Origin of the sequence: Labilibaculum euxinicum, assembly GCF_009795715.1 — a bacterium.
Lineage (GTDB): Bacteria > Bacteroidota > Bacteroidia > Bacteroidales > Marinifilaceae > Labilibaculum > Labilibaculum euxinus.
Genome location: NZ_WTCR01000015.1, coordinates 70193 through 84213, shown reverse-complemented (window position 1 = coordinate 84213; position 14021 = coordinate 70193). Strand labels below are relative to the sequence as shown.

Genomic DNA, 14021 nt, shown 5'->3' with positions numbered 1-14021 from the left:
AAAAGGACCTTACAGGTCCTTTTTTTATATCAGTATATTTTTTTTAGAATTCCCAAAGATCATGTTCAAATGTGAAAATCTCATTCTTAATTCGTTCTGCTTCAAGCATTGAGTTTAAACCAACAGTGTATTCACTAATCTGACGATTGTTGTGAACATTGGAGATTTGTGAAATAAAACTCGAAAAATGTCTTTTTAAGAACAAATCATCGAATGAATAACGAGCGGCATCGTTATTTGGATTAAACACTTCGTGAGAAGCAAGCAAAGGCCGGGCTTCAGGAAAATAGATCCAAAACAGTTTTTTCTGTTGAATACCATCTAACTCTGAATCGCCATCTTTTATGTATTCACGAATTGGACAAATTCCAATGATCCGAACCTGTAGAGTCGATGTTTGTTTGTCGAAGAACCACTGTTCTTTCACCATATATCTTTTTACATCATCTGTATGCATTTCACCGGGAAGAATTTTTTGTTCAAGTTCTCCTGTCAATCTATTGCGTTGCATGATCGTATCATTTTGGGCATCAAACTTCGAACGAATCTGATCAATCGTCATAGGAACCTTAAATTCATCATCGTTTGTCTCGTAAGCAGTTAAGCCTTCATTTTCAATCCCATACATCAATAGATCGATTAAACTGTAGCGGTCATCTTCTGGTGTTGTTGGATAATACATAGGAAGGTTCATTTTTTCCCGTAAATCCACGAATCTCCAAACTAACTTCGACCACATCACATCTGACTCACGTATATTTGAATAAGGGATAGGTTTTCTGTTTTTGATATGATTTTTTGAATAAACACTTGTTGCATTTGTTTGTGCACTGGAATACGAGGCACAAATCATTACAAGACCAATTATTAGTAATAAGCTTTTCTTCATCATATATAAATTTTATTACTCAATTCTAAATGAAATTGTAGGTAAGTCTCTGGTTACACCATCCGGACCAACTGCCCTAATATCTTCAATATATAGTTTCTGACTTCTTTTTAAATTTTTAAACATTTCAATCTGTTCCTTTGTAAATACATCCGATCTGGATTCTTGATCAACAGTGAAGCCTTTAACGATTGTAGAAACAGTAAAGCTGGTAATCTTAAACTTTAAGTCGAAATCAAAATGATCCATAACCGCATCAACACCTGTTTGTGCCAAGAGCAGATTCTTTTTAATTTTACCTCCACCTAAATCTGCAACTTTAGCAATAGGATCTGGAATTGGTTTCACTCTAAAATCAACAGTACGTAACGGTCTCCAACCATCCTCAAATTGTGCTTCAACCAATACTTTCGCATTTTTAAATGCTACTTTAGGTCTTGCAACATAAGCATCGCCTTTTTTAACCAAACTACCATTGTCCATTCTGGCACGTACTCTGTCCGATGAAAATCCCGGAGCAGAAACACTTACCGGATTGTCAACACCTACATAGAATACATTCATTTTGGTAGCAGATACAACAACATTAGGCTCTGCTACAATATAACTTGATTCAAAATCATATTTTTTGTCAATTCCTGACGGACTTGTATAAGTGATCACACCACCCCATTTCACTTCACCAACCTTATCAGCTTCTGCAGTGTAAATACCCCGGCCATCTTTGAATGTTCTAATTGGACCTGTTCTATCTACTACTATTTTAGGGTTTTGTGTCGTATCAATAGCTGCAAGAAAAACCTGAGCTTCGTAGGTGTCACCTTTTAAAATATAATTTGAAGGTGAAAATACTTCTGCCCTTAGTTTATTGAATTTAAAAGATTCTGCTTCAATTTGATTGAATAAATAACTTACGATATCCGATTCAGTACTACGAATATCTGTCTGGATCTTAGATAGTAGAGTGACTGCTCCAATTAGTGGTGTATGAGAAAATTGTATAGACTCCCAACTATAATTTGGATCACCTTTAGTCATCTTTTTTGGTTTTTTCGTATTTAGAGTTTTCATAATTGCTTTACGCAGAGTAGAATCTTTTCCTGCAATATGACTTAATACCAAATCACGATAAGAATCAATAGCTTTTCGTAAAACTTTACCCTGTCCTCCAATAATCATAATTTCAGGAGGTACATCCAAATTGTCTCTACTCTCGATGTTATTCATATCGTATTCAGGACCATCTGCAGTTTTAACGATTCTATGTTTCAGAGAATCGATTAAATTTGATAATTTATTTGATTCGGATTTTATCTTGTTAGCATTATCCCAAGCTTCCTGAACTTTAGTCGGGTTTGCTTCCAAGGCAATTAGGAAATCCTTATATTTATTTTCATTTTTTTCTTCGAAGGTTTGAATGGTTTTAGCCAAACCATTATCAATAATCGTGAAAGCATTAAGGACTTCGTTTGATACATTTATCGCTAACATTGCTGTCAGGAATAAATACATCATCCCAATCATTTTTTGCCGTGGCGTTTCTTTACAATTCGTTGCTCCCATTTCAGCTTAGCTTGACAGTTAAATTAATTTTTCTTTCTTACATCCATGGCGCTCAGCATATTACCGTATATGGTATTAAGCGCGGCAAGATTTTCGTTTAACTGTTCGGTTTCTTTTTTGTAAGCTTGTGCATTTTGTAGAGTTACAGTAAGAGTTTCAAGAACTTTACCCAAATCCTGATGTACAGTTTTCGAATTAGTTATTTGCTCGTCACTTTGTTTTAGCTGCAACTCGTAAATCGCGTTCAGTGATGACAGGTTATTATTCAATGTTGACATGGAACCATTATACGTATTGCTGTTTTCAGAAATTTTATCAAATCCGGTTTGCAACGATTTATCCATATTTTGATAGGACTCCAACAATTTATTTCCTGAATCGTTCACATTTTTAGCGAATCCTTCACCTGATGAAGAAACAATATTTGCTGTTTCCTGATAAGAATTACTTAATTTTTGAGCTGAATTAGATATTTCTTCTGTTGATTCAGCGTATCTATTAGAAAATTCTCCAACAGAACTTGATGCTTTCTGTATACTTTCAATGTAACCATTGGTTGCAATAGCTGCTTCTGACAGGTTTGAAAGGTTTTCTGCAACGTTGGTTAATTTTGCAAGCCCTTGACTTAAATTCGATATTTTGTCCGGATGAACACTCATTTTCTCTAGGAATGATTGTAATTGTTCCAGTCCTTCAACCTGAACACCGCCTCCGGCACTACCTTCTCTTGGTTCCAATCCAATTAATTCCGGATATACTAAACTCCAGTCTGGTTGCTCGTGTGGTGGTTCAAAAGCTGAGAAGAAAAAGATAATAGCCTCTACAGTCATACCAACGGTAAGAAGTTCTCCTGCATATGGGTAATGTTGTATTTTGAATAGTGCACCAATTAAAACTACGGAAGCACCCCAGCCATACACATAGCCCATAAATTTTTTCCATCTAGGAGATTGAACAAGTTCGGTAATATTCATGATCAGTTAAGTTTGAAAAGGTCTAAAATAAATAGTCTACGGGTAATATTATTTACCTAAATGAGTTCTGACACAACGGAATCCGATATAAGATTTTGCAGTATCCTGATACTCGTATGTTCTGGTTGCACACTGCAAATAGTATCCTATATCTTTCCATGATCCTCCTCTGGTAACTTTTCTTTTTAAAGCTGGTGGATCATCGGGTAATGCATTGTATTCATAATTTGGATTCATATCATGAGTAAATGAATAGGCTGACTCATCGTAAGCTCCTGAAGTCCATTCTGCAACATTACCTGCCATATCATATAATCCAAATTCATTTGGCTCGTAGCTGCCAACAGGCAGGGTTACAAGACCTCCATCGTCTACGTAATTTCCGCGCAGAGGTTTAAAATTGGCAAGAAAACAGCCTTGGTCGTTTCTTGTATAGGGTCCACCCCAAGGATACATATTTAATGCAATGCCTCCTCTGGCAGCATATTCCCATTCCGATTCTGTGGGTAATCGATAATCCTGAACAGGATAATCACCTTCTGCTTTTAATGCAGAATTGTGAAAACGGGTTCTCCAGATAGAAAATGCAGACGCTTGTTTCCAGGAAACTCCAACTACAGGATAGTCATCATAACCAGGATGCCAAAAATATTGTTTTGTCCAAGGTTCGTTATATGAGTAGGTAAAATCCTGAATCCAGCATAATGTGTCCGGGTAAATATTAAGGGCTTCTTTCATGATAAAAGAAGAGCGGTCTTCAATTTTCTTACGGCCTCCTTTGTAATCATCAACCATTCCTTCATATTCTCCTGTTTCATAATTATAACGGTTCGATTTTTTTGCGGCTTGCTGAAGATCAACCCACTCGTACTGATATTTTAGTTTACGAGAATCAATTTCTTTATTTCTGAAAAATCTTTCGTTAACAGGCAGATACATGTCTTCCAGAATTTCAGTATATTCTTCATTATCCCATTCCAATCTTTCGTCCCAATTAATAAAAGGAGGATCTATTGGATTGCCATTGTCATCTTCAGCAATTAAGAACTCTTCGAATTGTTGTCCTAATAATTCGCGTGCAATAGAATCTCTGACCCAATATACAAACTGACGATACTCATTGTTTGTAATTTCGGTTTCATCCATCCAATAAGATTCAACAGATACGGTTTTAGCCGTAGCATTAAGTGCCCAAGCTACATCCTGATCATTCGGACCTACAGTAAAGCTTCCGCGTGGAATCAATACCATACCATATGGTTTAGGTTCAAACCATTTACCTCTCTGACCCGCACCGGTAAGTTCTCCGTTCCCAGTGTTTTTACCACAACTGGTTAAGAACAATAAAACAATTACACAAAGTGTTGTAAGTAGTTTATTCATAGTGGTTTTATAAATTATACTGATTGTATAGTTTTTCTAATTAATATTACAAAAATCGAATGCTCTTATATTTTTGATTTCGTTTTTCCAATTTTGTACTGAATCGATAAGCTAATAAAAACTCATGCGATCCTCTTGCAATTTTTGAGGTTGAAATGTCGTATGCATATCCAATTTGAATACCATTATTAAACAAAACTCCCAACATTCCAACAATGGCGTCATCAACCCTATATGAAACGCCTCCCCAAATCTTTTTATTGTATCTGATGTTCGTATTTAAATCAAATTGAGACACTACGGCATCAGTTTTGTAAAAAACCGAAGGTAAAACTTCCCACGATTCATTTAATTCGTATCGATATCCTGCCATTGCATAATAATGACGCGCAAGATAGGTTTCAATATTTTCATTATATCCAATATTGGGTTTGTTCAGATGGCTTACGGAAGTTCCTACATAAAAGTTGTCTGTTTTATAATAAATTCCTAGTCCTAAATCAAAAACCATTTTACTGTCATCTACACTTGAAGAGCCCAAATCGTCATCGGGTGTAGAAAAACCATCTCCGTCGGGAACAAACCATTCTCCTTTAAGGGAATTGTTTTGAAAACCGAAACTGAACCCAATATTTAAAGAACCTTCACCAGTTTTTTTTTGATATGCATAACTAAAACGTATGCCGGTATTCTTTTCGAAACCTAATTTATCGCTTAGTATAGTTAATCCAATACCATGATCTGTTCCCATAAATGTAACTGGTGTGCTTATATTAAACACAGTGGTAACAGGAGCATTTTCGAAACCAACCCATTGTTGACGATTAATTGCCGACACAAATATATCCTTGTCTGCACCAGCAAATGCAGGGTTTACAGAAAGAATATTGAACATGTTTTGACTGAACTGCGGATCTTGCTGAGCCTTTATTAATAAGGTGTTGCAAGACAATAATATGAAGAAAATAATTTTTTTCATGTAATACATTATGGTTCAGTAACGGTCAAAAACTGTGAGGAGTAAAGTAAATAAAAATAAATGTGCCTTACAAGTTTTATCAGAGGTTCAGGTGCATTAATCAATAGTTTCTACGGTTCTATTTAAAACTTAATTTTTTTAATTATAACATTAAATTAAATAACAGGATGATAATCTACTTGTATAGATTAGAGTTTTCCATATTTTATTGTAAGTCTTATTTACGAGGGTTTTATTGTTTTGTTAAGAGTTTTTGTAAATTTTAACATGAAGTTAACAATAAGATAACATTATGGATTGTTTGAATTTAATTGCATGGCAATAAAAAAGGGCTGTCTGTATTAGAAAGACAACCCTTAATTTTTTTTTTATTTTTTTGCCTTTTTCGCTGCAACAGTTTTCTTTGTTGCTGCTGCTTTCTTTTTGGGCGGTGCTTTTTTAGTTGTTTTCTTCTTAGGTGCCGATTTAATAATTTTTAAGCAATCCTCATAACTTAGTGTCTTTGGATCCTCTAAATCTTTAGCCAGACGGTAGTTTTCCTTTTGGTAAGAAATATAAGGTCCCCAACGACCGTTAAGAATTTGCAAATCTGCATCTTCATCAAAGGATTTGATGTGTTTCAATCTGTCTTTCTCCTTTTTTTCCTCTATAAGAACGATTGCTCTTTCCAAATCAATTTCCATCGGATCATCTACATCTTTCTTTAAAGAAGCAAATTTTCCATCGTGACGAACGTATGGACCAAACCGACCAATTGCAACGACTACTTTTTTGTCTTCGTATAAACCAAGGTCTCTGGGAAGCTTAAATAAATCGATTGCTTCCTCAAGTGTGATTGTTTCCAGGTGCTGGCCGGTACGAAGGCTTGCAAATTTTGGAGCTTCAGCGTTTTCATCATCAGAGCTTTCTCCTAGTTGTGCCATTGGACCATATCTTCCAATACGTACTAATATTACTTTGCCGGTAGCTGGATCGTTACCAAGAATTCTTTCTCCTGTTTCTCTTTCGGATTCTTCAAGAGTTTTTTCTACGGTGGCATGAAATGGATTGTAGAATTTTCCAATCATTTCGTACCACACAAGTTTCCCAACAGCTATGTCATCGAATTCTTTTTCCACATCTGCTGTGAAATTGTAATTCATGATTGTTGTAAAGTGCTTATTTAAAAAGTCAGTAACTACCATTCCTATATCTGCAGGAAAAAGCTTTTTGTTTTCAGCTCCGGTTATTTGAGTCTTGGTTTCTTCGGATATGTTATTATTTGAAAGCGTTATTATTTCATAGCTTCTTTCTATTCCGTCTCTGGATTCTTTTACAACATATCCACGATTTTGAACTGTGGTAATTGTTGGGGCGTAAGTTGATGGCCGGCCAATTCCAAGTTCTTCTAATTTCTTCACTAAGCTGGCTTCGGTATATCTTGCAGGACGATAGGTAAAGTTCTGAGTGGCACTCATTATTTCTTCGCGAAGTAAATCGCCAACTGCAACTGTAGGCAGAAGTGTTTCTTCTTCTTTCTGATTTTCATCATCCGAAGATTCCATATACACTCTAAAGAATCCATCGAATTTGATCATTTCGCCAGATGCTACCAACTCTTTATTGTTTGTTGAGATGCCAATCTTAATATTCGTTTTTTCAAGCTTTGCATCAGCCATCTGAGACGCAATGGTTCGCTTCCAGATTAAATTGTACAAACGAATTTCATTAGATTCGCCTGAAATTTCTTCTTTGTTTAAATAGGTAGGACGAATTGCCTCGTGAGCTTCCTGCGCTCCTTTGTTTTTTGTTTTATACCTTCTGATTTGAACGTATTCGGAACCATGACGTCTGGTGATCTCTTCCTTAGCTGCTGTAAGTGCAGTTTCTGCAAGATTTACAGAGTCAGTTCTCATGTAGGTAATATTTCCAGCTTCATAAAGGCGCTGAGCAACAGTCATTGTTTGTGCTACTGAAAATCCGAGTTTTCTGCTTGCCTCTTGTTGAAGGGTAGAAGTTGTAAATGGTGCTGCCGGTTTACGGGTAGATGGTTTTTTCTCTATATCATTAACCCGGTACTCCGCATTTTTGCAGCTATTTAAGAATTTAAGAGTTTCCTCTTTTGTCGAAAATCTTTTAGGAAGTTCTGCTTTTAGCGTTTTTTCATCGCCATTCTTATCGGTTACGGTAAGAAGAGCAATAATTTTAAAATAGGATTCAGAGGTAAAGTCAATAATTTCCCTTTCTCTTTCAACAATTAACCGTACAGCAACCGATTGTACCCGTCCGGCTGATAATTGTGGTTTAACTTTTTTCCATAAAACAGGAGAAACTTCAAAACCAACCAATCTGTCCAGAATTCGTCTGGCTTGCTGCGCATTTACCAAATTCACATCAATATCACGTGGATTTTCAATTGCATTTAAAATTGCTTCTTTTGTAATTTCATGGAAAACGATACGTTTTGTATTTTCTTTTTTAAGCTTTAATACTTCGTATAAGTGCCATGCAATTGCTTCTCCCTCGCGATCCTCATCAGATGCGATCCAAACCGTAGAAGCTTCTTTCGCTAATTTCTTTAATTCAGCAACTACCTTTTTTTTATCTGTGGAAACAATATAATTGGGGGCGAAATTATTCTTGATGTCAATTCCAAAATCTTTCTTCTCTAAGTCTCTAATGTGCCCAAAGCTAGACTTAACAACAAAGTTTTTGCCTAAAAACTTTTCGATGGTTTTTGCTTTTGCAGGGGACTCGACTATTACTAAATTCTCTACCATACTTGTATCTTTACTTTGGAAAGTTTAGGTTAAAATTTTTGCAAAGTAAAACAATAAGGAAGCTAACTTCAAAATTTAATGATGATTATTTTGAAATTACCTTTTTCATTTATCTAAAATAATTCTAAATCAATAGAAGGTGTACCTCCAATAATTGTTCGAATAATATTTGCTATTTTTACAGCACAAATTAAATTAATTGATTTAAAATGTCAGAAAGAAACACTGAGTTTAACTCGGACAACGAACCAATTTCGAAAATACAAATGTTTAAAAAGCCATTGATTATTTTTTGGTCAGTTTTTTCGATATGTATATTAATTGCAGTACTTTTTTTTGCCGGTGTTTCAAATGGGACATTTGGCTTTATGCCTTCGTTTGAAGAATTGGAAAATCCTAAAAACAGTTTGGCAACAGAAGTGTATACAGTAGATGGAAATTTAATTGGTAAATTCTATTTTGAAAATCGATCTTTTGTTGAATATTCCGAATTGTCTCCATTTTTGGTAGATGCATTAATTGCTACGGAGGATGTGAGATTTAATGACCATTCGGGAATTGATGTGCGTGGTCTAGGTCGGGTAGCAAAGGGATTGATTACTGGTGACAGAAGCGCTGGAGGAGGGAGTACAATTTCTCAGCAATTGGCTAAAATGTTATTTCCGCGAGAGAGTTTCGAGAAGAAAATGGAGATTGTTTTCAGGAAATTTCGTGAATGGGTGATTGCGGTAAAGCTGGAGCGAAGCTATACCAAAGAGGAGATCATGACCATGTATTTTAATAAATTTGATTTCTTAAACCTGGCGGTAGGTGTTAAGTCGGCAGCAAACGTATATTTTAATACAACACCGGATTCTCTTAAGATTGAGCAAGCTGCTATGCTTGTAGGTATGGCAAAAAATCCATCATATTTTAACCCGTTGCGGCGACCTGAATTGACATTGAACCGACGCAATGTTGTTTTATCCCAAATGGTAAGGTATGATTACTTATCGAAAATGGAATTTGATTCATTGAAAAACCTTCCTTTAGGAATCGATTTCCAGAAGGTGGATCACAAAAGAGGAATGGCTCCCTATTTTAGAGAGTATCTGCGTACTTCTTTAACCGCAAACGAGCCATCAAGAGACAGGTATCCATCTTATGCTGATCAACAATTTGTGAAAGATTCGATAGAGTGGAAAACCAATCCTTTTTATGGATGGTGCAATAAAAATGTAAAAGCAGATGGAACTCCATACAATATATATAAGGATGGATTAAAAATATATACAACCCTTGATTCCAGAATGCAGCGATATGCGGAAGAGGCTGTGGTTGAGCATTTAGGATTGGATTTGCAAAAGGCATTTAACCGGGAGAAAGAAAATCACAAATATCCGCCTTTTTCTGATGATTTATCTAAGGAGGATGTAGATCAAAATATCGAAACTTCTATGAGAAGAAGTGAAAGATACCGCGTTTTAAAGAAAAATGGCATGAGTTTGGATTCCATTCGATTGGTATTTAAGAATCCAACGAAAATGAGAATTTTCACATGGAAAGGAGAAAGGGATACCATTATGAGTCCAAATGATTCCATGCTTTATATGAAGGGATTTTTACGTGCTGGATTTATGTCGATGGAACCTCAAACCGGGGAAGTGCGTGCTTATGTTGGAGGACCAAATTATGAACATTTCATGTACGATATGGTTAATGTGGGTAAACGGCAAGTGGGATCAACTATAAAGCCATTTTTATACACTCTTGCCATGCAGGAAGGCCTGGGGCCTTGCGATAGGGTTCCCAATATCCCTCAGACTTTTATTTTGCCGGATGGAACACCTTGGACATCAAAAAATTCAACTGATGCCAGGAACGGTGAAATGGTAACTTTAAAGTGGGGGTTGGCTAATTCGGTGAACTATATATCTGCTTGGGTTTTGAAACAAACCACACCGGAATCGGTTGTTAAAATGGCTCATGAAATGGGTGTTATCAGTGAAATTGATCCAGTCCCATCTATCTTTTTAGGAACCTCAGAAATTACTGTATATGAAATGGTTGGCGCGTACTCAACTTTTGTAAATAAAGGGGTTTACATTAAACCAAGTTTCATCACTAAAATAGAAGATCACAAAGGAAATGTACTTGCTCAATCGGTTCCTCGAAAACATGAAGTAATGGATGAGCGAACAGCCTATTTAATGACAAATTTATTGCAAGGTGTTGTTCAGAGAGGAACCGGAGTCAGATTGAGATATAAATATGGTTTGATTAATCCGATAGGAGGCAAAACCGGAACGACACAAAATCATTCGGATGGGTGGTTCATGGGAATTACTCCTGAATTAGTTTCCGGTGTATGGGTTGGTGCCGAGGATCGTTCAGTTCATTTTGAGGGAATTTCGCTGGGACAGGGAGCAAACATGGCATTGCCAATTTGGGCTCTTTATATGAAGAAGGTTTATGCTGATAAAAGTTTGGGTATTACTCAGGGGGATTTTGAAAAACCAAGGGGTGTAAGTATAAATCTGGATTGCGATGATGAATCTAATGAATCGAATAACAAAGAATTGATAGAGTCGGAGAATGAAGATTTCTTTTAGATTTTCAGTAATTTTTTAGTTGGAAGATCAATAAAATTTCTTTAAAATTGTAGTGAGTTTCAGGTTCCCGAAAGGGAATAATAGGGAATCCTGTTTAAGCAGGAGCTGTCCCCGCAGCTGTAGATTCCGGTTCGTTTTTCGAATCAGTATTTTAAGCAATAAAACCACTGTTCCTGATGGAATGGGAAGGTGTTTAAAATTGGAATAAGCCAGAAGACCTGCCTGAGATCATGGATTTTAGCTTTCGGTGGAAAAAAGCGGAAAGATTCAGTTTATTTCTTTCTTATTCCGACGCTATTCGATTCGAACTGCCATACTCGAATCAACAAAATTCATAGTAACTGTTAAAGGCCGAAACTTGCGTTTCGGCCTTGTTTTTTTATCTGAAAAGCGTCTGGAATACTTCTCCAACCTTGCTTACCAAATGAATTTTTATTTTAAATTTTGAAGTGTCAAGTCCTTTGGAATTGTGCTTTGGAATGAAAATTTGCTTGAATCCCAACTTCTCAGCCTCACTAATTCGTTGATCTATTCTACTAACAGGTCTAATCTCTCCGGATAAACCTATTTCTCCCGAAAAACAGACTTCCTTAGGAATAGAAACATCTGTACTCGATGATAGTACAGCAAGAATTACTGCCAAATCGATAGCAGGATCGTTTACTTTAATTCCTCCTGCAATATTTAAGAATACATCCTTGGTTGAAAGTTTGAATCCGGCTCGCTTTTCCAAGACGGCTAAAAGCATGTTTAAACGACGAAGGTCGAAACCTGTTGATGATCGTTGAGGGGTTCCGTAAGCTGCAGAACTGACCAAAGCTTGTATTTCTATTAGAAAAGGACGCATACCTTCTATCGATGCAGAAATAGTTACACCGCTAAGGCTTTCATCTTCATGTGAAAGAAGAAGCTCTGATGGGTTCGAGACTTCGCGGAGTCCGTTGTGCTGCATTTCATAAATTCCCATCTCGGAGGTGGAGCCGAACCGATTTTTTGTAGATCGCAATATTCGATACATGTGGTTTTGATCTCCCTCAAACTGAAGTACAGTATCCACCATGTGCTCTAAAATTTTAGGACCGGCTAAATTTCCATCTTTAGTGATGTGGCCAATTAAAATTACAGGCGTTGACGATTCCTTGGCAAATCTTAATAGTTGAGATGTGCATTCTCTGATTTGTGATACACTGCCAGGTCCTGCTTCTATTGATTCTGTCGCAAGGGTTTGAATGGAATCAATAACTATAATATCCGGAGAGGTGTTTTTTACATGAGAAAAGATATTCTCCATGGATGTTTCGCTAACAATCAGACAGTTTTCGTTATCGGAATTTATGCGGTTGCCACGTAGCTTTATTTGTTGGGCGCTTTCTTCACCCGACACATATAAGGTCGTATAACTTTTTAAATTCAGGGCAATTTGAAGTGCAAGTGTTGATTTGCCAATTCCCGGCTCCCCACCAATTAATATTAACGATCCGGGAACAAGGCCTCCCCCAAGAACTCTATTTAATTCTCCGTTTTTAGTGTCGAATCGTGATGCTTCCGACGAAGATATTTCAGATATTTTTTGAGGTTTGTTTTTTTTGTTCTGCCCATTGATTCCTGCTATTGTTGATGTTGTTGATTTTACAACAACTTCCTCAACGAAGGAATTCCATTCTCCGCAAGAGGGACATTTTCCTACCCATTTTGTAGATTCTACTCCACAACTCTGACAAAACCAGGCACTTTTTGTTTTTGCTTTGGTGGCCATGCGTAATCAGTTAGTAATTATTAAGAATTCTTGAGATTGATAATTATTTAAAAAGTCTGGTTTGCTTCTTTTTAATCTCTATCCTTTTTCCTTTATTTTATTAATGATTCCGGTTGAAGAGAATCCTTCAATGAAATCAAGTGTTTTAATTTCTCCTCCTTTGGCTTTTACTATATCGTATCCAACAATGTCTTCAGCATTGTAATCGCTTCCTTTAACCAAGATGTCAGGCTGAACAAAATTAATTAGTTCGTAGGGTGTTTGTTCATCAAAGTAAATTACCATGTCTACAAAGCCTAATGATGCCAATAGAAAAGCTCTTGAATATTCATCAATAATTGGTCGGTCAGGACCTTTTAGTTTTTGAACGGAGGCATCAGTATTTAAACCAATAATCAGTTTATTGCCCATAGAGGCTGCCGAAGCTAAATAGTCTAGATGTCCGCGGTGAACCAGATCAAAACAGCCATTGGTGAAAACAATTTTGTTTTCCTTGAATCTCCAGGTTTGAAGGAGGTTAAAGGCATTTTTTTTATCAGATATGATTTTATTTTTTACAATATCAAGTTTATTCATTGGGCTGACTTTATTTAAAGCTAATAATTTACAAGTATAGAGTATCGGAAACAAAGTATCAAGAATAGCGATCAAATTGTTCAATCTCTATTCTGTAAGTAAATTTTAATATTTGAATTGTTTTATAGTGGCAAGGCCATAAAAAAAGGGCTGATCGGTTAGAACAGCCCTGTACTTATTAAATACTGTAATTTAAATCAATTTGTTGGTCGCAGTATCAGGAAAAACCAAACTAGGTTCCCATAATTTTGCTTCCTCAAATTCCATAGATGCATAAGAGATGATGATAACAATATCACCAACAGCACATTTTCTGGCGGCAGGGCCATTCAAGCAAATGGTTCCAGAGCCTCTTTCACCACGAATAACATAGGTTTCCAATCGTTCTCCGTTGTTTACGTTAACAATTTGAACTTTCTCATTTTCAATTAGATTGGCTGCATCCATTAAGTCTTCATCAATGGTTACACTTCCAACATACTGAAGATCAGCACCAGTTACTGACGCTTTGTGAATTTTCGATTTACAAACTTCAATGTACATATCGTTTT

The 14021-nt window shown here is 36.3% G+C and carries 10 protein-coding genes and 1 riboswitch; of the genes, 1 reads left to right on the top strand and 9 read right to left on the bottom strand.

All coding sequences use genetic code 11. The annotated features are described in order from the left end of the window. Positions 1 to 43: 43 nt before the first annotated feature. From porN to topA, 6 genes are all read right to left on the bottom strand, one after another. Entirely contained in the window at positions 44 to 889 is an 846-nt protein-coding gene (gene porN, locus GQR60_RS17375; RefSeq protein ID WP_124994150.1) for a type IX secretion system ring subunit PorN/GldN, read from the bottom strand. A gap of 15 nt (positions 890 to 904) precedes the next feature. After that, complete coding sequence (gene porM / locus GQR60_RS17370; RefSeq protein ID WP_124994149.1) at positions 905 to 2452, bottom strand: type IX secretion system motor protein PorM/GldM; 1548 nt, start codon at positions 2450 to 2452, stop codon at positions 905 to 907. Between the two features lie 23 nt (positions 2453 to 2475). After that, positions 2476 to 3426: a type IX secretion system motor protein PorL/GldL gene (porL, locus tag GQR60_RS17365; protein ID WP_124994148.1), complete on the bottom strand. Its 951-nt coding sequence runs from the start codon at positions 3424 to 3426 to the stop codon at positions 2476 to 2478. Between the two features lie 48 nt (positions 3427 to 3474). Next, positions 3475 to 4809: a T9SS ring complex lipoprotein PorK/GldK gene (gene porK, locus GQR60_RS17360; RefSeq protein ID WP_101310490.1), complete on the bottom strand. Its 1335-nt coding sequence runs from the start codon at positions 4807 to 4809 to the stop codon at positions 3475 to 3477. Between the two features lie 46 nt (positions 4810 to 4855). Beyond that, a complete protein-coding gene (locus GQR60_RS17355; RefSeq protein ID WP_160463513.1) occupies positions 4856 to 5788 on the bottom strand; it encodes a PorP/SprF family type IX secretion system membrane protein in 933 nt (310 codons plus the stop codon). A gap of 368 nt (positions 5789 to 6156) precedes the next feature. Next, complete coding sequence (gene topA / locus GQR60_RS17350; RefSeq protein ID WP_124994146.1) at positions 6157 to 8547, bottom strand: type I DNA topoisomerase; 2391 nt, start codon at positions 8545 to 8547, stop codon at positions 6157 to 6159. Between the two features lie 209 nt (positions 8548 to 8756). Here topA and GQR60_RS17345 point away from each other — a divergent pair, with 209 nt between their 5' ends. Then, on the top strand, positions 8757 to 11138 hold the full coding sequence (locus GQR60_RS17345; RefSeq protein WP_225441450.1) for a penicillin-binding protein 1A: 2382 nt from the start codon (positions 8757 to 8759) through the stop codon (positions 11136 to 11138). Between the two features lie 44 nt (positions 11139 to 11182). Further along, positions 11183 to 11378: riboswitch (cobalamin riboswitch) on the top strand. A gap of 139 nt (positions 11379 to 11517) precedes the next feature. Here the strand turns inward: GQR60_RS17345 and radA are convergent. The 3 genes from radA to panD all read right to left on the bottom strand — a co-directional run bounded on the left by radA (position 11518) and on the right by panD (position 14013). Next, positions 11518 to 12894, bottom strand: a complete 1377-nt coding sequence (gene radA / locus GQR60_RS17340; RefSeq protein WP_124994145.1) for a DNA repair protein RadA — start codon at positions 12892 to 12894, stop codon at positions 11518 to 11520. A gap of 78 nt (positions 12895 to 12972) precedes the next feature. Beyond that, positions 12973 to 13470 carry a D-glycero-beta-D-manno-heptose 1-phosphate adenylyltransferase gene (gene rfaE2, locus GQR60_RS17335; RefSeq protein WP_101310494.1) on the bottom strand — a complete coding sequence of 166 codons (498 nt, stop codon included), beginning with the start codon at positions 13468 to 13470 and terminating at the stop codon, positions 12973 to 12975. 192 nt (positions 13471 to 13662) lie between these two features. Further along, positions 13663 to 14013 carry an aspartate 1-decarboxylase gene (panD, locus tag GQR60_RS17330; protein ID WP_101310495.1) on the bottom strand — a complete coding sequence of 117 codons (351 nt, stop codon included), beginning with the start codon at positions 14011 to 14013 and terminating at the stop codon, positions 13663 to 13665. Positions 14014 to 14021 lie beyond the last annotated feature (8 nt).

Excerpts from the sequence above, each read along its gene's own strand:
- porK (WP_101310490.1), bottom strand. The coding sequence starts at position 4,809 with ATGAATAAACTACTTACAACACTTTGTGTAATTGTTTTATTGTTCTTA.
- porN (WP_124994150.1), bottom strand. The coding sequence starts at position 889 with ATGAAGAAAAGCTTATTACTAATAATTGGTCTTGTAATGATTTGTGCC.
- rfaE2 (WP_101310494.1), bottom strand. The coding sequence starts at position 13,470 with ATGAATAAACTTGATATTGTAAAAAATAAAATCATATCTGATAAAAAA.
- topA (WP_124994146.1), bottom strand. The coding sequence starts at position 8,547 with ATGGTAGAGAATTTAGTAATAGTCGAGTCCCCTGCAAAAGCAAAAACC.
- porL (WP_124994148.1), bottom strand. The coding sequence starts at position 3,426 with ATGAATATTACCGAACTTGTTCAATCTCCTAGATGGAAAAAATTTATG.
- porM (WP_124994149.1), bottom strand. The coding sequence starts at position 2,452 with ATGGGAGCAACGAATTGTAAAGAAACGCCACGGCAAAAAATGATTGGG.
- GQR60_RS17355 (WP_160463513.1), bottom strand. The coding sequence starts at position 5,788 with ATGAAAAAAATTATTTTCTTCATATTATTGTCTTGCAACACCTTATTA.
- GQR60_RS17345 (WP_225441450.1), top strand. The coding sequence starts at position 8,757 with ATGTCAGAAAGAAACACTGAGTTTAACTCGGACAACGAACCAATTTCG.
- panD (WP_101310495.1), bottom strand. The coding sequence starts at position 14,013 with ATGTACATTGAAGTTTGTAAATCGAAAATTCACAAAGCGTCAGTAACT.
- radA (WP_124994145.1), bottom strand. The coding sequence starts at position 12,894 with ATGGCCACCAAAGCAAAAACAAAAAGTGCCTGGTTTTGTCAGAGTTGT.